The following is a 20,665-nucleotide window of genomic DNA, read 5'->3' on the forward strand; positions in this document are numbered from 1 at the left end:
GTTACTTCAGGCGGCGTTGGCCTTCTTGTCTGCAATATGCATCAGCCTCGGGGACGGACATTTTTGTTGCCGGAAAGTCGATTGCCCGGTCCCAGTCCACGCGGTTCTGCCGGTAGAGCTGGCATGTCACCACGCCCTTGGGGGTCTGGACCTTGACCGGAGTGGTTTCCAGATCTTTTGGTGACGGAATACATGCGGTCAAAGAGGCAAGAACCGGCAGCAGAATGAGTGTCTTTGTAAGAGTGGTTTTCATCGGTGTTTTCTATTCCCTGCGGGCAAATGGTAGTAGTCTGCACAAAGGCAAATATTTGGTGAACACGACTGTGAAACTTGTCAGGCCGATGATTTGCTCTAGTAAGTTCCTCACTCAAAAGCAAGAAACCGCACCAATTTCTTGACGCGGTTCCATATATTGGAGGTTCTGTGGCCCTATTTCTCGGGGATCAGCCCTCTTGGACTGAATCTAAGAACAATCAGCAGAATCAACCCCATCGTGAACAGTCGCATATGGGCCGCGCTGTCGATCAGATGCGTCTTGAGCGCACTGCCATCGGGCATTCCGGACGTGATCAGGTTCATAATCCACAACCCAATCGGTTCGACCTGGACCCACAGGAACCAGATGAGGAATGCGCCCAGCACAGCACCAAAGTTATTGCCCGATCCGCCCACGATCACCATGACCCAGACCAGAAATGTAAAGCGCAGAGGGTTATAGGTACCCGGCGTCAACTGCCCGTCCAGCGTTGTCATCATCGCGCCCGCGATACCGCAGATGGCAGAGCCCAGAACGAAGATTTGCAAATGGCGGCGGGTGACATCTTTACCCATCGCCTCGGCTGCAACCTCGTTGTCACGGATGGCGCGCATCATGCGGCCCCAGGGGCTGCGCAGCGCCATCTGGGCCATCCACAGCAGGATCAGAAGAACAACCATGAACAGCAGGGAATAGCCCAGCTTGACCGACAGGGTCGAGGCGATGACAGGGTCCAGCCCAAACCAATCGGCACGGGCAATGAAGGATGGATCCTGCTGCAGCTCAACCTCATAGCCGACCACGGGCGAGGGGCGTGGGATGCCGTAGACATTCTTGACACCTCGGGCCAGCCAGTCCTCGTTTTTCATGATTGCGATGATGATTTCGGCAATCCCAAGCGTCGCAATCGCCAGATAGTCCGAGCGCAGGCCAAGGGCTGTTTTGCCGATCAGCCACGCGGCACCGGCGGCTAGCACGCCACCCGCGGGCCAGGCCAACAGAACCGGCAGATTCAACCCGCCAAGGTTGCCCGCAACGGCTGGGTCAATGGCTTCGACACCAGCAACGCTGGGGTCAAACACCGCACGGTAAATGAAAAACCCGGCGATCAGAATCGCGACGATGGCAATCGTCTGTACACGGCCCCTCGGTATTTTTGTTGCCACCAGAACCGCCGCAACGACGGTCGCAGCCCCCAACAGCAACGCAAGGACGATCCCGTATCCTCCGGATGACCACGCGCCGGGTGTCGGCGGGGTTGAGACCAGCACAACTGCCAGCCCGCCCAGCGCAACAAAGCCCATAACACCAACGTTAAACAGGCCCGCAAAGCCCCATTGCAAGTTCACCCCAAGCGCCATGATGGCCGAGATCAACCCCATGTTCAGGATCAGGATTGCTGTGTTCCATCCCTGCACCAAGCCAGTTGCCAGTATTAGAACGGCGACCGCAGCAAAAAGAACCGAGTTTTTCAGCCGCTCGTTGTCCGTTTGCACAGCATATCGGTAAGTCCATCCTAGGGCGACCTCCGCGATTCCGGCAATCAGTCCGACGGTGCCAATAGTTGCTCCGGCGATCAGAGGAATAGCAATCGATGCAATGAGACTTAGGATCATACTGCTTTCCCCTTAAACAGACCTGTGGGCTTAAACAGAAGCACGATAAGCAAGATAACAAAGCTGACCGCGAATTTGTAATCGGTGGATAGGAATTGGACCAACCCCGAGGGCTCCAGATGTTCCGGTGCCAGATAGGTCAGCACCTTTTTCCACGCATAGGTGATCGTCACCTCGGAAAACGCGATGATGAACCCGCCCGCGATAGCGCCCAGCGGGTTGCCGAGGCCGCCGACGATGGCTGAAGCGAAGATTGGCAGCAGAAGCTGGAAATAGACAAAGGGCTTAAAGCTCTTGTCCAACCCGTAAAGCACACCCGCAGTTGTCGCCAGCGCCGCGACAAGGATCCAAGTGATCATCACCACACGTTCCGGGTTGATGCCGGACAGCAGCGCCAGATCCTCGTTATCCGAATAAGCGCGCATCGACTTGCCGGTGCGGGTTTTGTTCAAAAACCAGAACAAAAGTGCCACGGCGACTACGGCCACAACCACGGTGATGCCCTGAGAGGTCTTGATCGCCAACCCCTCACGCAGCCCGGTCATTGCCTTGAATTCCCGCGCTGAAACGATGAACCGCTCACCGTCCGAGAACCTTTGATCATCCGGCCCGATTATGAACCGCACCAGCCCGTTCATGATGAACATCACGCCCATCGAGACGATCACCAGAATGACCGGTTTGGCCTTTTGTTCCCGGTAGAAACGGTAAACCAGCCGATCCGTGATCAGAACCAGAACGATACAGCCCAGAATGGCAAAGGGCAGGGCCAGCAGAGCAGTCGGTAACGGCCCGAAACTGACCCCGGCGGCCTGCAGGCCCCATGTGACCAGCACCGCGATCATCGCACCAAAGGCCATCGTGTCGCCATGGGCAAAGTTCGAGAACCGCAGGATGCCATAAATCAGCGTCACCCCCAACGCGCCCAGCGCTAACTGGCTGCCATAGGCGATTGCGGGAACAAGGACGAAGTTGGAGAGCGCCACAAGGGCGTTGAGGAAGTCCATTATTCAATGACCTCACATGTACCGATGCTGGATTGAACTGAGAGATCACCGAGCGCGTTGTAAATCTGTGTACGTACGCTTCGGCCATCAGGAAACACCGTTATGGTCAATCCTGCAAGTGGCCCCATTGAAGGGACCAGAAAATGCCGTGCCCCGCCAACCCCAATTTGCTCGATTGGGTTGTTCTGAATGGCGGTGTCAAGTTTGATGGGTTTGGAAGACGACGAATAAGCGAGTGTGGGTGTTCCAGAAAGCGTGCCGGCACTTTCGAGCGAATTTTCGTTAGACCAATCACATTCTATTTCGAATACCTGAGGTATAGTGTTTGCTGCTTCGGCCAACGCAAAATTGTCTGTTAGACCGATTGCGCAAGCCATGGCAGTAATCCTAACGATCTGATTCATTGGCTTTTGAACCACGGCAGACCTATGCCAATCAAGTGAACGGGATGTTGAGCTCAAAATTTGCACTGTGCTCATCCCCCCAAGAAACTCTTACGAACTTCGGGATCGGCCAGCAGTTCCTTGCCCGTGCCGGTGTAGGCATTCCGCCCTTGAACCAGCACATATCCCTTGTCCGCGATCTCCAAAGCCTGACGGGCGTTTTGTTCCACCATCAGGATCGGCAACCCGGTGCGGGAAACCTCGATAATCCGGTCGAACAGCTCATCCATAACGATGGGTGAAACACCGGCGGTGGGTTCGTCCAACATCAGCACTTTGGGCTGGGTCATCAATGCGCGGCCCACGGCGACCTGTTGGCGCTGACCGCCCGACAGCTCTCCGGCGGCTTGGTTGCGTTTGTCGCGGAGAATGGGGAAGAGGTCATAGACCTGTTCCATCGTGTCTGAAAAGTCGTCACGACGGATGAAGGCACCCATCTCAAGGTTTTCTTCGACCGTCATCGATGTGAAGATGTTCGAGGTCTGCGGAACAAAGCCCATCCCCTTGATCACCCGATCCTGGGGCGACAGGTTGGTGATGTCTTCTCCGTCCAGTCGCACAGAACCCGCGCGGACATCCAGCATCCCAAACACCGCCTTCATTGCAGTGGATTTACCGGCGCCGTTGGGGCCAACGATTACAGCGATTTCACCGGCATCGACTGAAATCGTGCAATCATGCAGGATATCCGGGCCCTTGCCGTAGCCTCCGGTCATGGTGTCGCCGATCAGGAATGGGCCACCTTCGACGCGGTGTGTCTTTCCGCTTTTGCGATGTGCGGGCGTCATCGTGCCCATGCCTTGGGTGTTGGTGATCGAGGCATCCTTGTTGCCGTGGTCATCCTGATAAGGATTATCGCTCATGCCCCGGCCTCCAGCTTGTCTTTGTTCTTGAGGCCGGTGCCCAGATAGGCTTCGATCACATGCTCATTGGCTTTGATCTCGTCCAGAGTGCCCTGGGCCAGAACCTTGCCCTCGGCCATACAAATGACCGGGTCGCAGATTTTGCCGATGAAATCCATGTCGTGTTCGATGACTACAAACGTATAGCCGCGTTCCTTGTTCAGGCGCAGGATTGTGTCGGCGATGGTCATCAGCAGGGTGCGGTTCACACCCGCGCCGACCTCGTCCAGAAATACGATCTTGGCGTCGACCATCATGGTGCGGCCAAGTTCCAGCAGTTTTTTCTGCCCGCCCGAGACCTGACCGGCCTTGTGATCGGCCAGATGTTCGATGGTAAGAAACTCCAGCACCTCATCGGCCTTAGCCATTAACGCGCGCTCTTCATTAGCGATGCGTTTGCGGCCGAACCAGGTGTTCCAAAGTGATTCCCCGGATTGCGCGCCGGGCACCATCATCAGGTTCTCTCGGCAACTCATCGAGGAAAACTCATGCGCGATCTGAAAAGTGCGCAGCAGACCTTTGTGAAACAGATCGTGTGGTGGCAAGCCGGTTATGTCCTCGCCATCCATGAACACGCGTCCAGAGGTGGGCGGGAGCACACCCGCGATCACGTTGAACAGAGTTGTCTTTCCGGCCCCGTTCGGCCCAATCAGGCCGGTGATCGAACCCTTCTGGATTTCCAGCGATGCCCCATCCACCGCATGAAACCCGCCGAAATGCTTATGCACGTCCTCGACGACGATCATCTTTTCCCCTAGCCGCCGTTTTCGGCGTTCTTGTTTTCACACCCTCATTGAAGAGGTGCGGTCTTTTTTCACTGAAGCAGCCCGGACACAAGGTCCGGGCTGCTTATTTTCAGGTCTTCTTAGGTCAAAATCAACGGAAGTTGACGGTCTTGTTTTCGCCGTCGGTGACTTCGATCTCGCGATACGAACCTGCGCTTTCGCCGGGGCCGATCAGCTCAACGCCGGACGCGCCGACATAGTCGATGTCCTGACCAGCGGCCAACAGTTCCAAACCTTTGGCCAGCTCACCCGGATAGATCTTCTCTCCTGGAGCGTTGGCAACATCTAGGATCTTGCTGCCGTAGTCGGCCGGGTTGGTCGAACCAGCGGCCTGCATCGCCAGCATGAACAGCGCTGCGGCGTCATAGCTTTCAGGCGAATAGGGCGACGATCCGTCAAAACCGGCGGCTTCGGCCATGGCAAAGTACTTTTCAGCACCTTCACCACCTGAACCGGCGATCTGACCGAACGAGCCGTTCAGGTCGGGGCCGACATTTGCGGGTAGCGAGTCACCGATCATGCCGCCGGGCAAGCCGAACGTGTCGAATGCACCGCTGTCCAGCGCCGACTGAATGATGCCCAATCCGCCCTGATCGAGATACCCGGCTACAACCAGAATGTCGCCACCGGCCGAGGCCAGCGCGCCAACTTCGGCCGAGTAGTCCGCTTTGCCATCTTCATGCGCTGCCACGATTGTGACTTCGCCGCCCGATGCCTCGAACGAGGACTGGATCGCGTCTGCCAGACCCTTGCCATAGTCGTTGTTGGTGTAGGTCAGTGCGATTGAAGTGATACCGCGATCATTCAGGATATCTGCCATCACCTGACCTTCACGTGCATCCGACGGGGCGGTGCGGAAGAACAGGCCGTTATCCTCCATGGTCGACAGACCGGGCGAGGTGGCCGAGGGCGAGATCATGACCATCCCGTTCGGGATCGCGACATTCTGCAGGATCGCTCCGGTCACGCCAGAGCAGTCGCCGCCAATGATGCCGGCAACGCCGTCGGCAATCATGCGTTCACCGTTCGAGGTGGACAGGCCGTTGTCGATACAGCCGGTATCAGCGCGCGATGCAGTGACGGTAGAGCCATCCAGCAATTTGCCGGATTTGGTGACTTCGGCCATCGCCATCTCGGCGCCTGAACCCATAGCGGGTGCCAGCGATTCAATCGGTCCGGTAAAGCCGAACAGAACACCCAATGTGACGTCTTCGGCCATAGCTGCGCCCGAAAGAAGGGCGGTTGCTGCAGTTGCTGTAAGCAGCTTTTTCATATGGTTACTCCCAGTTGTGAACGTATTCGTTCTGGGCACGACCCTAGGCAAGCTGTTCGAAAAAGAAAAGTCCTAACGCAAACGTGTTTTTGTGGCGCACAGTTCTAGTTGTTCAGATGTGCCCGGCGCGGTGTTTTCGGTAAGGAGAACGAGATGTTTAGACTAGCTTTGATCTTCATCTTTTCTGTTGTTTCAGGGTTGGCAGGGGCAGAATCGCTAACTACCAACTCCGGATCGGCGCGTGTGACGGCGATGGTGAAGGGGCTCGATACGCCCTGGGCAATCGGCATCCTGCCTGACATGTCTTTTCTGGTAACTGAGCGCGAAGGTGAACTTCTGTTTGTGTCGGAGGGAAACATAGTTCGCGTCAAAGGCACTCCCAATGTGGTTGCAAAGGGGCAAGGCGGTTTGCTGGACGTAACCGTTGCCAGGGATTTTTCGCAAAGCCGTGAGGTTTTCCTGACCTATTCCAAGCCTCAACCAAAGGGGGCAGGCACTGCACTTGCGATTGCGCGCCTGTCCGAAGACGGATCAGAGCTGACCGATCTGCGCACGATTTTCGAAGCTGAAAATGGTGGGGATTCTGGGCGTCATTTTGGCTCTCGTATTGTCGAGGCAAAGGACGGGACATTACTTGTCACTATCGGCGATCGTGGTGATCGCCCGACCGCACAGGATCAATCGAGTCACAACGGCTCGGTGATCCGTGTGAACCGGGACGGCTCGGTGCCGGCTGATAATCCATTTGTCGGACAACCGGGAATTCAGCCAGAGATATGGTCTTATGGCCACCGGAATCCCCAAGGTGCAGGGCTGGATGCACGGGGGCATCTATGGGTATCGGAACATGGAGCCAAGGGCGGTGATGAAGTGAACCTAATCCGGCCGGGGCGGAACTATGGCTGGCCGGTGATTTCCTATGGCAAGCACTATTCCGGACAAACAATCGGCGAGGGGACGGCGAAACCGGGGATGGTGCAGCCTGAATTCTATTGGGACCCTTCCATCGCCCCATCCGGCCTTTTGATTTATTCAGGCAAGCTTTGGCCCGAATGGAAGGGTGATCTATTCGTCGGGTCGCTCAAATTCGACTACATTGCTCGGCTTGAAGGCACTCCATTGACTGAGGTCGAGCAGATCAAGGGCCCTCAGACGGAACGCGTCCGCGACATTGTCGAGGCACCGGATGGATCAATCTGGTTTATTTCCGTCGGGCAGGGCGCTGTCTTTCGCATGACCCCCAGCGATTAAACAGACAAGCGCCCGCTTTGCGCACCGCGCTCACGATAGGGCGTGGTGTTATAATGCGCCCGGTAGCATTTCGAGAAATGGCTAGGCGAGGCAAACCCGCATGCCAGCGCCACGTTGATCACGCTCATGTCGGTCTGCATCAGCAGGTTCCGGGCCTTATGCAGGCGCAGCTCCATATAATAGCGTTTAGGCGACCGGCTGAGGTAACGGCGAAACAGACGCTCTAGCTGCCGTGTGGACATGCCGACCTCTTTGGCCAGAATCGAAGGCGAGATCGGCTCTTCGATGTTCTTCTCCATCATCAGGATGACCTGGCTCAGCTTGGGATGGCGCACCCCAATCCGTGTCGGGGTCGACAGACGCTGGGTGTCCTGATCAGTACGGATCGAGGAATAGATCAGCTGATCGGCCACCGCGTTCGCAAGATCTTCGCCAAAATCCTCGGCGATGATTTTCAGCATCAGGTCGATAGAGGAAGTACCACCGGCTGTTGTCATCCGGTTTCCGTCAATCTGGAATACGGATTTGGTCAGTTCGACCTCATCAAATTCTTCGGTGAAACTGTCTGAGTTTTCCCAGTGAATTGTCGCACGCTTGCCATCCAGTAAACCGGCCTTGGCCAAGGTATAAGCTGCCGTACACAGCCCACCAATGCGTAATCCCCGGCGTGCTTCGCGGCGGACCCAGTTCAGAATTTTCTTGGTGGTAGCGGCTTGTACATCGACACCGCCGCAGATCAGCACGACGTCATCGCGCTGCAGCTCGGCTAGATCAGCGTCCAGTTTGAACTCGGTCCCGGCGGAGCATTTGATCGTCTCGCCGCCTTCGCCAGACAGGCTCCAACTGTAAAGCTCTTTGTCGGCCATGCGGTTTGCGATGCGCAGGCTATCCAGCGCGGATGCGAAACACAGCAGTGAGAATTTGTCCAACAGGACAAACACGAAATGTCGAGGGCTGGCCGCAGTGGTTTCCACCGTGACAACTTGGCGTTGCTCTTGCATGGCGAGGTGTCCTTGATTCGGCGCCGTTTGACCCTACGTCCGGCGACAGATTTGACCGCCACCATGATCAAAGCTTGTTTGCGACGTCAAGAGGTCCAAATCGTATATGGCCTCTCATCAAACGTTTTTGTATAGAGGCGACTTGAATACTTCAGCGGAGATCAAAGCTATGACCGAATGGCAAAAAACGAACTGGCGCAACAAGCCCCGGGTTCAGATGCCAGACTATACCGACGCGGCCGCGCTGGCAAAAGTCGAGGCTCAGCTTTCGCAGTATCCGCCGCTGGTGTTTGCAGGTGAGGCACGTCGGCTCAAGCAACATCTTGGTGCTGCGGGGCGGGGTGAGGCTTTCCTGCTGCAGGGCGGCGACTGTGCTGAAAGCTTTGAACAATTCAGCGCGGATGCGATCCGCGACACCTTTAAGGTGATGCTGCAGATGGCCATGGTTTTGACCTATGGCGCAAAGGTGCCGGTGGTCAAAGTGGGCCGTATGGCTGGACAGTTCGCCAAACCGCGCAGCGCACCGACAGAGGTGGTGGATGGCATTGAGCTGCCCAGCTATCGCGGCGATATCATCAACGAGCTGGATTTCACGCCCGAGGCGCGGATTCCGAATCCGTCCAAGATGTTGCAAGCCTATACGCAGGCAGCGGCAACATTGAACTTGTTGCGCGCCTTTTCGACCGGTGGTTTCGCCGATATGAGCCATGTGCATTCGTGGACACTCGGCTTTGCCGATGGCCAGGATGTTCAGAAATACTCTGAAATTGCTGACCGAATTCAGGATTCGATTGATTTCATGGGGGCTGCGGGCATCACCGCGGACACAACGCATGAATTCTCGTCGGTTGAATTCTATACCAGCCACGAAGGTCTGCTGCTTGAATACGAAGAGGCGCTGACCCGTCTTGATTCTACATCGGGCAACTGGTTGGCCGGGTCCGGCCACATGATCTGGATTGGCGACCGCACCCGTCAACCTGATGGCGCGCATGTTGAATTCTGTTCCGGCGTTCTGAACCCGATCGGTCTGAAATGCGGTCCGACGACATCTGCCGAAGACCTCAAAGTTTTGATGGCCAAACTGAACCCGGAAAACGAAGAAGGGCGTCTGACCCTGATCGCGCGGTTTGGTGCAGGCAAGGCGGGAGAGCATCTGCCGCGTCTGGTCAAAGCTGTCAAGGAAGAGGGCGCCAAGGTGACCTGGGTCTGTGACCCAATGCACGGCAATACGATCAAATCGGCCACCGGCTATAAGACCCGGCCTTTTGATTCTGTGCTGCGCGAAGTACGCGACTTCTTTGGTGTGCATCAGGCCGAGGGCACGATCCCCGGCGGTGTGCATTTTGAGATGACGGGGCTAGACGTGACCGAATGCACTGGAGGTGTACGCGCTGTAACAGAAGAAGATCTGTCAGACCGTTACCATACAGCCTGCGATCCACGTTTGAACGCGTCGCAATCGTTGGAACTGGCCTTCCTTGTTGCGGAAGAACTGACAGATCTGCGCCGGAACCGCGGCAAACGCGCAGCCTCCTAACCACTTGGTCAGACGATTTTAAAAAGGCGGGTCTAATAGGCCCGCCTTCTTTACATTTAACACGCGTTACTCGTTACTTATCCCGTGATACGACCAATCGAAGGTGAGATCCGGGACGTTTGTACTCTTGTTGTTCTTCGGCAAATCCTTCGACAACAGGCTGAACCGGTTGTTGAGGCGCCTGTATTTCTGACACAGCACGCAGTTTATGATGGCTTAAATCAAAGCGCCGGGGGGTTGCCCCAATCGCCCCGACACTGACCATAACGCCAAGAACACGGCTGACATCGCCCAAATCGCTTTTCAGCGGCAAAAGGATCATTCGCGCCTGAAGATCCGTGCGCCCAAACCCACCGGTCGAGGCCAATTCAAGTTCAGCAATGGCAGGACCGGCAAAAACCTGTTCAAGGATCTCGGTAACCTGAGTTCGCGCGCTGGGTTCGAAAAAAGCGGTCAGAGGCATTCCCCGAACCTCCATACCCGCCAGTGTGTTCAAGTGACTGCCGGCCAGACGAAACCGGGCCAGACCGGGTGCAATGCGTTCAAGGATGAAGGTGTTAGGCAGGATATTCTCAAGCCCGCGCGGGTCGATCTGAGATCGCATAGGAACACCATCGCCGGACAGCAAGGCTGTCCAGTACGCTTCGGCCTGTTGTATGGGCGATAGACTGCGCCCACTGTCAAAACGATCCATTGCGACGATCTTTCCAAATTTAGTCCCGGAACCGTTACCGAAAAAGATCTTCATTTTCATCACCCTAACTGCAATCGACCGTCATTTTCCTAAAATGCAAGATACCGGGAGCTTTTGCGCCTTGTCGGTACTTGCCTAGACGAGATTGGCACGGGTTGAGTCAATTTTGGAGTAATTCTTTAATGAATGGTTAACCTCTGTCCGACGCTGTCATTCTCAGCAAACTCTTGCCCTGCACACGAGGATGGCATTAGGTGCGGACAAGAACATTAGGCGGGCAAAGCGGAGAAGACAGGCATGATCAGATCCATGACCGGATTTGCCTCGGGCAAGGGAACACATGGTCCACATAGCTGGACCTGGGAGTTGCGCAGCGTAAACGGCAAAGGGCTGGATATGCGTCTGCGGGTGCCTGAATGGCTCACCGGGCTCGAAGCCGCGCTTCGTTCGCGGATTTCGAAAAGCCTGGGCCGGGGGAATGTGACGCTTTCGCTCAAGCTGAGCCGCGAGGAAACGACAGCCGATCTCGTGCTGAATCCAGTTGCGATGGCCGCTGCTCTGGATGCTCTGGCGCGAACGCAGACGATGGCAGAAGAACGGGGACTAGCGCTGGCCCCGTCGACGGCGGCCGAGCTTATTGCTGTCAAAGGCATGTTGGAAACCGGCGGGGATGCGGATGATCCGGCCCCCTTGGTCAAACATCTGACCGGCGCGTTTGACGATTTGCTGAGCGATTTCATTAAGATGCGTGAATCCGAAGGCCGGGCCCTGGCCGATGTGCTTGAGGCGCAGCTATCGCAGGTTTCAAGCCTTACGGAGCAAGCCGCCAAGCTCGCTGAAGAGCGCCGGGATAAAATCGCTGAAAACTTACAAGAAAACCTGCAGCGCGTGATGGATAATGCGCAAGGCGCGGATCCGGATCGGGTTGCACAGGAGTTGGCTCTGATCGCAGTCAAGTCGGATATAACGGAAGAAATTGACAGGCTGAAAGCCCATGTCACTGCCGCACGCGATTTGCTTGCACAGGATGCCGCTGTGGGGCGCAAGCTTGATTTTCTGATGCAAGAGTTCAACCGCGAGGCCAATACGCTGTGTTCCAAGGCACAAAGCGCCGATTTGACATCGGTTGGGCTTGAGTTGAAGGCGGTAATAGATCAGATGCGCGAGCAAGTGCAGAACGTAGAATAATGACAGGAGCGCCCTGATGGCGGATCGACGCGGCCTATTAATCATTCTGTCCTCGCCTTCGGGCGCAGGGAAATCCACGTTGGCCAAGCGTCTGATGCAATGGGACACGGATCTGGAGTTCTCGGTTTCGGCCACAACACGCGCGCCCCGGCCTGGGGAAGAACATGGGCGTGAGTATTATTTCCTGACAGAAGATACCTTTCGACAGCAGGTGTCCGAGGGACAGATGCTGGAACATGCCCATGTGTTTGGCAATTTCTACGGCTCTCCGGCTGGGCCAGTTCGCGAGTCCATCAATGACGGCAAGGACGTTCTGTTCGATGTCGACTGGCAGGGCGAGGTGCAGATTAGGAACTCGGATCTGGGCAAACACGCCCTGTCGATTTTCATCCTGCCACCGTCGATCCCCGAATTGCGCCGCCGACTGGAAAGCCGCGGTCAGGACAGTGAAGAGGTTATTTCCAAGCGGATGCTTAAAAGCTGGGATGAGATCAGTCATTGGGGATATTACGACTACGTGCTGGTCAATGACGATCTGGACGAGACCGAAGAAAAGCTGAAAACCATTGTCAGTGCCGAGCGAATGCGGCGTATCCAGCAACCCAAGCTTCAGGATCATGTCCGTACGCTGCAAAACGAATTCGAGGATCAGTCATGACCATCTATGCCCTTGGCTCTGATGTACCGGAAATCCACGAGGACACCTGGGTCGCCCCAGACGCCAATCTGATCGGCAAAGTCGTGCTTGAACAGGGGGCCTCAGTCTGGTTCGGCTGCACGATCCGCGCTGATCACGAAGAAATCCGGGTTGGTGAGGGCAGCAATGTTCAGGAAAACTGCGTCATGCATATTGATGCGGGGTATCCTCTGACCATCGGGAAGAACTGCACGATTGGGCATAAGGTCATGCTGCATGGCTGTACGATCGGGGATAATACCCTGATCGGAATGGGGGCCATCGTGTTGAACGGTGCCAAGATCGGCAAAAACTGTCTGATCGGGGCAGGGGCTTTGGTGACCGAAGGAAAAGAGATACCGGATAACTCTCTGGTCATGGGCTCACCGGGTAAAGTCGTGCGCGAGATCGACAATGCGACCGCCCAGAAGCTGACCTTCAGCGCCTTGCATTATCAAGAAAACATGCGTCATTTTCGCGATACAATGCGAGAGCTATCCTAGCGTCCAACTGCGTTGCTAAGAGAACTGCCCCTTTATGACCAACGACCAACTTGAAGAAATTGTAACCGCCATCCCGATGCCCGCGCTGATGGTTGACCAGACGGAACGGATTATTGCGGTCAATACCGAAGCAAAGACGTTGTTGGGCCAGAATATCCTGCAGCGGCATTTCGCGACCATCCTCAGACAGCCGCAGGTTATCGAAGCGATTGAACAAAGCCTGCGCACGAAGGGAACGTCCAACACTCGGCACCTGTCCAATGACGGTGCCCAGGATACAACTTTCGAAGTTCAGTGCCGGTATATGAATGGGGTCGGTGCAGTATCCGGCGGTGCGTTGCTTGCTGTATTTCAGGACGTTACGCATGTTGAGCAAGTAAATCAGATGCGACGTGATTTCGTCGCGAATGTCAGCCATGAATTGCGGACCCCGCTGACGGCATTAATGGGCTTTATTGAAACCTTGCGCGGTCCGGCCCGAGATGACGAGGTTGCCCGGGATCGTTTTCTTCAGATCATGAACGACGAGGCAAATCGCATGAACCGGCTTGTCGGCGATCTTCTGTCTTTGAACCGCGTCGAAAGCGAAGAGCGGGTTCGCCCGAAAGAACAACTTGAGCTGACTGCACTTCTTAAATCGACCCTCAATTCTCTGCGTCCATTGGCAGATGGCGCGGATGTAGTGCTGAGCCTGGATGCGCCCGAAGACAAAATAATGCTAGTTGGCGACAGCGACCAGTTGCTCCAAGTATTTACCAACCTGATCGAGAACGGAATTAAATACGGCGGCAGTGGTGGTCGGGTAGAAGTTCGCGTCAAATCTTCGGATCACGATACTGCTATGCGCGGTCCCGGTGTTCGCATTCAGATCGTGGATAGGGGACCTGGAATCGACCCGAAGCATGTATCGCGTTTGACCGAACGATTCTATCGCGCGGACAGTCATAGGTCACGGCAACTGGGTGGAACCGGGTTGGGCCTAGCGATTGTAAAACATATTCTAAACCGCCATCGCGGCAGATTGCGGGTGGAAAGCGATCTTGGAAAAGGCGCTGTTTTTACAGTGATTTTGCCGCGCTGATCGTTTGGATCAAGCCAGTTGTCGGATCTGTTTTGTTTCTTTCACAGCATATGTTCCCTGGCGTATCGGCTGAAAATCCAAACGTGTCATGAAACCGTTACACACTTGTCACAAAAGGCTTACGCACGACTTTTAGAGGTTCGGCCAAGATCATCATGAGGATGATCCAGAAACATATTTCTCAAGGAGACTGAAATGTCCTTTGTAAAACTGTCGGCTTCGGTTCTGGCTATCGCTGCTGTTTCGGCCACTGCGGCCACCGCGCGTGATCAAGTTCAGGTTGCTGGTTCTTCCACCGTTCTGCCCTATGCTTCGATCGTTGCAGAAGCCTTTGGCGAAAACTTTGACTTCCAGACCCCGGTTGTTGAATCGGGCGGATCTTCGGCCGGCCTCAAGCGGTTCTGTGAAGGTGTTGGCGAAAACACCATCGACGTTGCGAACGCTTCGCGCCAGATCCGTGAAAAAGAGATCAAAGCCTGTGCCGAAAACGGTGTTACCGACATCATCGAAGTTCAGATCGGCTATGACGGCATCGTTTTCGCATCCGACATCAACGGCAACTCATTCGAGTTCACGCCGGAAGATTGGTACAAAGCGCTGTCCGCCCAGATCGTGGTTGATGGCCAGCTGGTCGACAATCCCAACAAGACCTGGGCCGACGTGAACCCTGCATTCCCAGCGCAGCCGATTGCAGCCTTCATCCCCGGCACCAAGCACGGCACGCGTGAAGTGTTCGAAGACAAGGTGATCCTGGCCGGTTGTGAGCATCTGGGTGACTTTGATGTCTACAAAGCCGCAAATGGCGACGACAAAAAAGCCGCTGAAAAAGCCTGTATCGCTCTGCGTACCGATGGCGTTTCGGTCGACATCGACGGCGACTATACCGAGACCCTGGCTCGTATCGACAGCAACAAAGACGGCATCGGCGTCTTTGGTCTGGCGTTCTACGAGAACAACACCGACAAACTGCAGGTTGCGACCATGGCAGGCATCGTGCCTTCGACCGAATCCATCGCAACTGGCGAATACCCGGTATCGCGCCCGCTGTTTTTCTATGTGAAAAAAGCACATATCGGCGTTATCCCCGGGCTGAAAGAATATGCAGAGTTCTTCGTCGCTGATGAGGTTGCAGGCCCCGATGGTCCTCTGGCTGCATACGGTCTCGTATCAGACCCAGAGCTGGTCAAGGTTCAGGAAATCGTAGCCAGCGAAACCACTTTGGGCGGCGGTTCCTAAGCTTTCACACGACTGAACCGGGGCGGTGTCTACGCCCCGGTTTTCTTAAATCCACTCCTGCCGCTTGACGGAGTTCTCATGGCACTAACCTGGCTGCTGCTCATTTTGCTGGCGATTGCTGTTCTTGGCTATTTTGCGGGCCGGTCCCGCGCGATGGCCAGCGCGGACGGAAACCTGCGCAATCTGCACTCACTTCCATCCTATTACGGCTATAACGTTGCTTTGACGGCGCTGATACCGGGGTTCGTTTTGCTGGTCATCTGGTTGCTGGCGCAGCCCTTGATCGTCAGCAATTCTGCCTCTGGGTTGCTGCCGGACTCGGCAATCCCCGAGGGGTCGACCCGCGGCTTGCTGATGAGCGAAGTGCGCCGGGTCGCCAACGGCCTGGACGGCGCGGTTGCCTCAGGCACCATGACCGAAGACTTTGCCCGCAGCGCGCATGAGGATTTTGCCGATGTGACCGCGCGACTGAAAGAGGCTGGCCAGATCATTACGCAAGAGGTAACCGCACCCATTCTGCTGGCGGCGCAGAAATATCGCTCGATGAGCGCAAGCGGAACCATTGCGATGCAGATCGCGGTTTTGGTTGTGACGCTGATCGGGGCCTCATTTGCCTATATCCGCACTCATAAAGAATTTCGCGCCCGAAATGTTGTCGAACAAGGCATTCTGGCGCTGCTGCTGCTGGCCGCTTCGATCGCAGTTCTGACCACAGTCGGCATCGTCCTGTCCATGTTTTTTGAAACGATGAATTTCTTCGAACTTCATTCGTGGAAAGACTTTTTCTTTGGAAGCACCTGGGCCCCGAACTTCCGGGGCGGAAGTGAACTGTCGATCCTCCCACTGCTGTGGGGGACTTTGTATATTTCTCTGATCGCGTTGCTGGTTGCGGTTCCGATTGGGCTGTACGCTGCGATCTATCTTTCCGAATATGCCTCGAGCGTGGCAAGGTCTGTGGCCAAGCCTTTGCTGGAAATCCTCGCCGGTATCCCAACCATCGTTTACGGTCTTTTCGCGCTGCTGACGGTCGGTCCGGCACTGGTATCTGTGTTCGGGCAGGGGGGAGCTTTGGGCGTTGGTTGGATGGCCAGTTCGAACGCTGTACTCACGGCGGGTCTGGTCATGGGCATCATGCTCATCCCGTTCGTGTCGTCACTTTCTGACGACATCATCAACGCGGTGCCCCAGTCGATGCGAGACGGATCGCTAGGCCTAGGCGCAACGCATTCCGAAACTGTCAGGCAGGTCGTCCTGCCGGCAGCTTTGCCCGGGATCGTAGGGGCAATCTTGTTGGCCGCCAGCCGCGCAATCGGTGAGACGATGATTGTCGTGATGGCCGCCGGTGCGATTGCCAAATTCTCGGGAAACCCTTTCGAAGCCATGACCACAATCACCACTAGGATCGTCAGCCAGCTGACCGGGGATACTGATTTCGCAAGCCCGGAGACTCTTGTGGCCTTTGCCCTGGGTCTGACCCTGTTCATCATCACGCTGGGGCTGAACATCTTCGCCCTCTATATCGTGCGCAAATACCGGGAGCAGTATGAATGACTGACATGTCCCAAAAACAAGACGCAGCACCTGCCGCTAAACACAAAGGGGCTTCGCTGTTCAATCAGGACACGCGAACCAAGCGTCGCAATGCGGCCGAAACCCGGTTCAAATTGTACGGCATCGCGGCCATTGGTATCGGTCTTGTGATGTTGATTGTGTTGGTGACTAATATCGTCACCGCTGGTACGGGAGCTTTTCAACAAAGCTTCCTAGAGCTGACGGTAGAGCTGAAGGCAGACAAGCTCGACAAGAAAGGTAACCGTAACATCGACGACATCAGGAAGGTTTCGACCTTTGGATACGCGCCCTTGATCGCATCTGCGCTGGAAGTCGAAGTAAAGAAACTGGGTATAGAATCCGATCTACCGCCGAAGGAGATGGGGCAAATCCTTTCCAAATCCGCACAGGCGGACCTGCGTGATTACGTCATCTCGAACCCGGATGAGATCGGAAAGTCGGTCAGCTTCCGCTTTTTGGTGAACAGTCGCGTTGATGGCTATCTGAAGGGCCGTGTGACACGTAATTCAATCGCAAATGACAAAAGCATCTCTGTCGCACAGCTGGACTTCGTGGATCAGTTGCGTGCTGCTGGTGTGCTGTACAAGGCGTTCAACCCTGACTTTATCTTCGGGGCGGACGCCTCCGATCAGCGGCCCGAGGCTGCCGGGATCGGAGTATCCATGCTGGGTTCTCTGTTCATGATGCTGGTCGTGTTGGCGCTGGCCCTGCCGATCGGGGTTGCTGCCTCGATCTATCTGGAAGAATTCGCGCCTCAGAACCGGTTTACCGATATCATCGAGGTGAACATCTCGAATCTGGCGGCCGTTCCTTCGATTGTATTTGGTATTCTGGGCTTGGCCGTGTTCATCAATTATATGCATTTACCGACCTCTGCGCCGCTGGTTGGTGGTCTGGTTCTGACGCTGATGACGCTGCCAACAATTATCATTTCGACCCGAGCTTCACTCAAGGCGGTGCCGCCGTCGATCCGGGACGCTGCGTTGGGGGTAGGGGCCTCGAAAATGCAGGCGGTGTTCCACCATGTGCTGCCGCTTGCGGCACCCGGCATCCTGACGGGCACCATCATTGGTCTGGCACAGGCGCTTGGCGAAACCGCTCCGCTGCTGCTGATCGGGATGGTGGGCTTTATCGCCTCGAACCCGCCCGACGGGATTGTCGAGGGCTTTCTGTCACCAAACTCGGCCATGCCCGCACAGATTTACGAGTGGTCCAAGCGCGCGGACCCGGCCTTTTACGAGCGCGCATGGGGGGGCATCATTATCTTGCTGCTTTTCCTTGTCACTATGAATGCAATCGCAGTTATCCTGCGCCGCCGCTTTGAACGCCGCTGGTAAATGGGGGCCATTATGAACGATATGACACGAGTGGAGAGAACCGTGGACGCCAAAGACATCAAGATCGCCGCGAACAAGGTTCAGGTTTATTACGGTGAAAATCACGCCATCAAAGACGTCGACGTCAGGATCGAAGACAAGACCGTCACCGCCTTTATCGGCCCCTCGGGTTGCGGAAAATCCACCTTCTTGCGCTGCCTGAACCGGATGAACGACACGATCGACATCTGCCGTGTCGAGGGCGATATCCTGCTGGATGGCGAAGATATCTATGACAAACGCGTCGACCCGGTTCAGCTGCGTGCCAAGGTTGGTATGGTGTTTCAGAAACCGAACCCGTTTCCCAAGTCGATCTATGACAATGTGGCCTACGGCCCGCGTATCCACGGGTTGGCCAGAAACAAAGCTGAACTGGACGAGATTGTTGAGAAATCACTGCGCCGCGGCGCCATCTGGGATGAGGTCAAAGACCGTCTTGATGCGCCTGGAACCGGCCTGTCCGGCGGTCAGCAACAGCGCTTGTGCATCGCCCGTGCGGTGGCTACGGAACCTGAGGTCCTGCTGATGGACGAGCCGTGCTCGGCCCTTGATCCGATTGCGACTGCGCAGGTCGAGGAACTGATCGACGAATTGCGGTCGCGATACTCGGTGGTGATCGTTACCCACTCGATGCAGCAGGCCGCTCGCGTCAGCCAGAAGACCGCGTTTTTCCATTTGGGCAACCTTGTCGAGTTTGGTGAAACCGGACAGATTTTCACCAACCCCGAAGATCCCCGCACCGAAAGCTACATCACCGGCCGTATCGGCTGAACATAGGTATTCAGAGATGACAGAACAACATATCGCATCCGCCTTCGACCGGGATCTGGAAGCCATTCAGGCGCATATCATGAAAATGGGAGGCCTCGTCGAAGCCGCAATCATGAGCGCGGCACGGTCGCTTGAATCGCGCGATGTCGAGCTCGCGCAAGAGGTGCGTCAGGGCGACAAGGCCATTGATGCGTTGGAAGAGCTGATCAACGAAGAAACGGCGCGTTTGATCGCGCTGCGTGCGCCAACAGCAAGCGATCTTCGTCTGGTCCTATCGGTATTGAAGGTTTCCGCCAACCTGGAACGTATCGGCGACTATTCAAAGAACATAGCCAAACGCACGACCGTTCTGGTCAATACCAGTGAGATCAATGGCAGTGCCGCCGCCTTGCGACGTATGGCACGTGAGGTCGAGCGGATGCTCAGGGACGCTTTGGACGCCTATGTCCAGCGCGACGCTGAGCTGGCGGCGGATGTCATCGAACGTGATGAGGAAGTCGACCAGATGTATAATGGTCTGTTCCGAGAATTCCTGACTTTCATGGCAGAAGACCCGCGCAACATCTCATCCTGTATGCACCTGCATTTCATCGCCAAGAATATAGAACGTATGGGCGATCATGTGACGGCCATTGCCGAGCAGGTCGTCTATCTGGTGACCGGAGAGCGCCCGACAGAAGCGCGTCCCAAAGCCGATTTTACATCGCAATCCGTCTAGGAGATTTGAGAATGTCCGCTGATCAACCGACCGTTCTGGTTGTCGAGGATGAGCCGGCTCAGCGCGAAGTCCTGGCCTATAATCTCGAGGCAGAAGGCTTTCGCGTATCCAAAGCAGCCAATGGTGAAGAGGCCATGTTGCTGGTCGATGAAGACAGTCCGGACATTATCGTACTAGACTGGATGATGCCCAATCTTAGCGGGATCGAGGTTTGCCGCCGGCTGAAAACCCGCTCCGACACCCGGTCGATCCCAATTATCATGCTGTCGGCCCGGTCGGAAGAAATCGACAAAGTACGAGGTCTGGAAACCGGGGCTGATGACTATGTGGTCAAACCCTATTCGATTGTCGAGCTTATGGCCCGGGTACGCACCCAGTTGCGGCGTGTCCGGCCTGCGACTGTAGGAATTAGGCTGGAATTCGCAGACATCGTTTTGGATTCTGAAACTCATAAGGTCAGCCGCGACAGCAAACCACTAAAGCTTGGCCCAACCGAATTTCGCTTGCTGAGCACATTCATGGAAAAGCCGGGCCGCGTCTGGAGCCGAGAACAGCTATTGGATCGCGTCTGGGGGCGGGATATTTATGTCGATACGCGAACGGTCGACGTTCATATCGGCCGCTTACGCAAAGCACTAACGCAGTATGGTGGAGATGATCCGGTTCGCACTGTTCGCGGTGCGGGATACGCGCTGGGTTGAACGCGTGGGGCAGGTGGCTGCAAGCTATGAGTTTTACTCAAGGGTGGATGCGAAACTCTTACTGTTTTTTGACGG

General features: G+C 55.7%; 21 protein-coding genes. 12 read left to right on the plus strand and 9 right to left on the minus strand.

Annotation, left to right across the window (positions count from 1 at the left end):
- Position 1: 1 nt before the first annotated feature.
- The 7 genes from AC2FHX_RS03065 to AC2FHX_RS03095 form a co-directional block, all read right to left on the minus strand.
- The gene (locus tag AC2FHX_RS03065) at positions 2-253 is read right to left on the minus strand and encodes a hypothetical protein (protein WP_142633761.1); all 252 of its coding nucleotides are present in this window, start codon (positions 251-253) and stop codon (positions 2-4) included.
- Positions 254-429: 176 nt separating this feature from the next.
- Positions 430-1,872, minus strand: coding sequence for a branched-chain amino acid ABC transporter permease (locus tag AC2FHX_RS03070; RefSeq protein ID WP_496700311.1), 1,443 nt, complete (start codon positions 1,870-1,872; stop codon positions 430-432).
- A complete protein-coding gene (locus AC2FHX_RS03075; RefSeq protein WP_282021241.1) occupies positions 1,869-2,879 on the minus strand; it encodes a branched-chain amino acid ABC transporter permease in 1,011 nt (336 codons plus the stop codon). The genes AC2FHX_RS03070 and AC2FHX_RS03075 overlap by 4 nt, the downstream gene beginning before the upstream one ends.
- Positions 2,879-3,283, minus strand: coding sequence for a hypothetical protein (locus AC2FHX_RS03080; RefSeq protein WP_496700310.1), 405 nt, complete (start codon positions 3,281-3,283; stop codon positions 2,879-2,881). The genes AC2FHX_RS03075 and AC2FHX_RS03080 overlap by 1 nt, the downstream gene beginning before the upstream one ends.
- A gap of 71 nt (positions 3,284-3,354) precedes the next feature.
- Entirely contained in the window at positions 3,355-4,185 is an 831-nt protein-coding gene (locus AC2FHX_RS03085; RefSeq protein ID WP_271947146.1) for an ABC transporter ATP-binding protein, read from the minus strand.
- Positions 4,182-4,970 carry an ABC transporter ATP-binding protein gene (locus tag AC2FHX_RS03090; RefSeq protein ID WP_142633770.1) on the minus strand — a complete coding sequence of 263 codons (789 nt, stop codon included), beginning with the start codon at positions 4,968-4,970 and terminating at the stop codon, positions 4,182-4,184. Before AC2FHX_RS03090 ends, AC2FHX_RS03085 begins: the two co-directional genes overlap by 4 nt.
- Positions 4,971-5,100: 130 nt before the next feature.
- On the minus strand, positions 5,101-6,282 hold the full coding sequence (locus AC2FHX_RS03095) for an ABC transporter substrate-binding protein (RefSeq protein WP_496700309.1): 1,182 nt from the start codon (positions 6,280-6,282) through the stop codon (positions 5,101-5,103).
- 153 nt (positions 6,283-6,435) lie between these two features.
- Between AC2FHX_RS03095 and AC2FHX_RS03100 the strand changes: the two genes are divergently transcribed.
- The gene (locus tag AC2FHX_RS03100) at positions 6,436-7,533 is read left to right on the plus strand and encodes a PQQ-dependent sugar dehydrogenase (RefSeq protein WP_496700308.1); all 1,098 of its coding nucleotides are present in this window, start codon (positions 6,436-6,438) and stop codon (positions 7,531-7,533) included.
- Here the strand turns inward: AC2FHX_RS03100 and AC2FHX_RS03105 are convergent.
- Positions 7,530-8,534: a GlxA family transcriptional regulator gene (locus AC2FHX_RS03105; protein WP_496691228.1), complete on the minus strand. Its 1,005-nt coding sequence runs from the start codon at positions 8,532-8,534 to the stop codon at positions 7,530-7,532. The two genes, AC2FHX_RS03100 and AC2FHX_RS03105, sit on opposite strands and share 4 nt — an antisense overlap.
- Before the next feature lie 169 nt (positions 8,535-8,703).
- Here AC2FHX_RS03105 and AC2FHX_RS03110 point away from each other — a divergent pair, with 169 nt between their 5' ends.
- A complete protein-coding gene (locus AC2FHX_RS03110) occupies positions 8,704-10,074 on the plus strand; it encodes a class II 3-deoxy-7-phosphoheptulonate synthase (protein ID WP_142633778.1) in 1,371 nt (456 codons plus the stop codon).
- A gap of 73 nt (positions 10,075-10,147) precedes the next feature.
- On the opposite strand, the gene AC2FHX_RS03115 is transcribed toward AC2FHX_RS03110, so the two are convergent.
- Positions 10,148-10,822 (minus strand): PAS domain-containing protein, encoded by a 675-nt coding sequence (locus AC2FHX_RS03115; RefSeq protein ID WP_496700436.1) that lies wholly within the window; start codon positions 10,820-10,822, stop codon positions 10,148-10,150.
- A 243-nt stretch (positions 10,823-11,065) separates the two neighbouring features.
- Between AC2FHX_RS03115 and AC2FHX_RS03120 the strand changes: the two genes are divergently transcribed.
- From AC2FHX_RS03120 to phoB, 10 genes are all read left to right on the plus strand, one after another.
- Positions 11,066-11,956 (plus strand): YicC/YloC family endoribonuclease, encoded by an 891-nt coding sequence (locus tag AC2FHX_RS03120; RefSeq protein WP_281972091.1) that lies wholly within the window; start codon positions 11,066-11,068, stop codon positions 11,954-11,956.
- 16 nt (positions 11,957-11,972) lie between these two features.
- Positions 11,973-12,614 carry a guanylate kinase gene (gene gmk / locus AC2FHX_RS03125; RefSeq protein ID WP_142633784.1) on the plus strand — a complete coding sequence of 214 codons (642 nt, stop codon included), beginning with the start codon at positions 11,973-11,975 and terminating at the stop codon, positions 12,612-12,614.
- Positions 12,611-13,135: a gamma carbonic anhydrase family protein gene (locus AC2FHX_RS03130; RefSeq protein WP_282027405.1), complete on the plus strand. Its 525-nt coding sequence runs from the start codon at positions 12,611-12,613 to the stop codon at positions 13,133-13,135. The genes gmk and AC2FHX_RS03130 overlap by 4 nt, the downstream gene beginning before the upstream one ends.
- Positions 13,136-13,169: 34 nt before the next feature.
- Positions 13,170-14,216 carry a sensor histidine kinase gene (locus AC2FHX_RS03135; protein WP_496700307.1) on the plus strand — a complete coding sequence of 349 codons (1,047 nt, stop codon included), beginning with the start codon at positions 13,170-13,172 and terminating at the stop codon, positions 14,214-14,216.
- A 195-nt stretch (positions 14,217-14,411) separates the two neighbouring features.
- Positions 14,412-15,452 (plus strand): substrate-binding domain-containing protein, encoded by a 1,041-nt coding sequence (locus tag AC2FHX_RS03140; protein WP_142633790.1) that lies wholly within the window; start codon positions 14,412-14,414, stop codon positions 15,450-15,452.
- A gap of 78 nt (positions 15,453-15,530) precedes the next feature.
- Positions 15,531-17,003, plus strand: a complete 1,473-nt coding sequence (gene pstC, locus AC2FHX_RS03145) for a phosphate ABC transporter permease subunit PstC (RefSeq protein ID WP_496700306.1) — start codon at positions 15,531-15,533, stop codon at positions 17,001-17,003.
- Positions 17,000-18,361 (plus strand): phosphate ABC transporter permease PstA, encoded by a 1,362-nt coding sequence (pstA, locus tag AC2FHX_RS03150; protein WP_496700305.1) that lies wholly within the window; start codon positions 17,000-17,002, stop codon positions 18,359-18,361. Before pstC ends, pstA begins: the two co-directional genes overlap by 4 nt.
- Positions 18,362-18,373: 12 nt before the next feature.
- Positions 18,374-19,171, plus strand: coding sequence for a phosphate ABC transporter ATP-binding protein PstB (pstB, locus tag AC2FHX_RS03155; protein ID WP_142633794.1), 798 nt, complete (start codon positions 18,374-18,376; stop codon positions 19,169-19,171).
- A gap of 16 nt (positions 19,172-19,187) precedes the next feature.
- Entirely contained in the window at positions 19,188-19,889 is a 702-nt protein-coding gene (gene phoU / locus AC2FHX_RS03160; protein ID WP_271947126.1) for a phosphate signaling complex protein PhoU, read from the plus strand.
- Positions 19,890-19,900: 11 nt separating this feature from the next.
- Complete coding sequence (gene phoB / locus AC2FHX_RS03165) at positions 19,901-20,590, plus strand: phosphate regulon transcriptional regulator PhoB (protein WP_142633798.1); 690 nt, start codon at positions 19,901-19,903, stop codon at positions 20,588-20,590.
- Positions 20,591-20,665 lie beyond the last annotated feature (75 nt).

The organism is Ruegeria sp. CDSC042, assembly GCF_059610745.1.

Coding starts and splice junctions, on each gene's coding strand:
- AC2FHX_RS03075 (WP_282021241.1), bottom strand. CDS start 2,879: ATGGACTTCCTCAACGCCCTTGTGGCGCTCTCCAACTTCGTCCTTGTT.
- AC2FHX_RS03095 (WP_496700309.1), bottom strand. CDS start 6,282: ATGAAAAAGCTGCTTACAGCAACTGCAGCAACCGCCCTTCTTTCGGGC.
- AC2FHX_RS03115 (WP_496700436.1), bottom strand. CDS start 10,822: ATGAAGATCTTTTTCGGTAACGGTTCCGGGACTAAATTTGGAAAGATC.
- AC2FHX_RS03140 (WP_142633790.1), top strand. CDS start 14,412: ATGTCCTTTGTAAAACTGTCGGCTTCGGTTCTGGCTATCGCTGCTGTT.
- AC2FHX_RS03110 (WP_142633778.1), top strand. CDS start 8,704: ATGACCGAATGGCAAAAAACGAACTGGCGCAACAAGCCCCGGGTTCAG.
- AC2FHX_RS03105 (WP_496691228.1), bottom strand. CDS start 8,534: ATGCAAGAGCAACGCCAAGTTGTCACGGTGGAAACCACTGCGGCCAGC.
- AC2FHX_RS03085 (WP_271947146.1), bottom strand. CDS start 4,185: ATGAGCGATAATCCTTATCAGGATGACCACGGCAACAAGGATGCCTCG.
- AC2FHX_RS03130 (WP_282027405.1), top strand. CDS start 12,611: ATGACCATCTATGCCCTTGGCTCTGATGTACCGGAAATCCACGAGGAC.
- AC2FHX_RS03080 (WP_496700310.1), bottom strand. CDS start 3,283: ATGAATCAGATCGTTAGGATTACTGCCATGGCTTGCGCAATCGGTCTA.
- phoU (WP_271947126.1), top strand. CDS start 19,188: ATGACAGAACAACATATCGCATCCGCCTTCGACCGGGATCTGGAAGCC.
- AC2FHX_RS03070 (WP_496700311.1), bottom strand. CDS start 1,872: ATGATCCTAAGTCTCATTGCATCGATTGCTATTCCTCTGATCGCCGGA.
- AC2FHX_RS03135 (WP_496700307.1), top strand. CDS start 13,170: ATGACCAACGACCAACTTGAAGAAATTGTAACCGCCATCCCGATGCCC.
- pstB (WP_142633794.1), top strand. CDS start 18,374: ATGAACGATATGACACGAGTGGAGAGAACCGTGGACGCCAAAGACATC.
- pstA (WP_496700305.1), top strand. CDS start 17,000: ATGACTGACATGTCCCAAAAACAAGACGCAGCACCTGCCGCTAAACAC.
- AC2FHX_RS03065 (WP_142633761.1), bottom strand. CDS start 253: ATGAAAACCACTCTTACAAAGACACTCATTCTGCTGCCGGTTCTTGCC.
- gmk (WP_142633784.1), top strand. CDS start 11,973: ATGGCGGATCGACGCGGCCTATTAATCATTCTGTCCTCGCCTTCGGGC.
- AC2FHX_RS03100 (WP_496700308.1), top strand. CDS start 6,436: ATGTTTAGACTAGCTTTGATCTTCATCTTTTCTGTTGTTTCAGGGTTG.
- phoB (WP_142633798.1), top strand. CDS start 19,901: ATGTCCGCTGATCAACCGACCGTTCTGGTTGTCGAGGATGAGCCGGCT.
- AC2FHX_RS03090 (WP_142633770.1), bottom strand. CDS start 4,970: ATGATCGTCGTCGAGGACGTGCATAAGCATTTCGGCGGGTTTCATGCG.
- AC2FHX_RS03120 (WP_281972091.1), top strand. CDS start 11,066: ATGATCAGATCCATGACCGGATTTGCCTCGGGCAAGGGAACACATGGT.
- pstC (WP_496700306.1), top strand. CDS start 15,531: ATGGCACTAACCTGGCTGCTGCTCATTTTGCTGGCGATTGCTGTTCTT.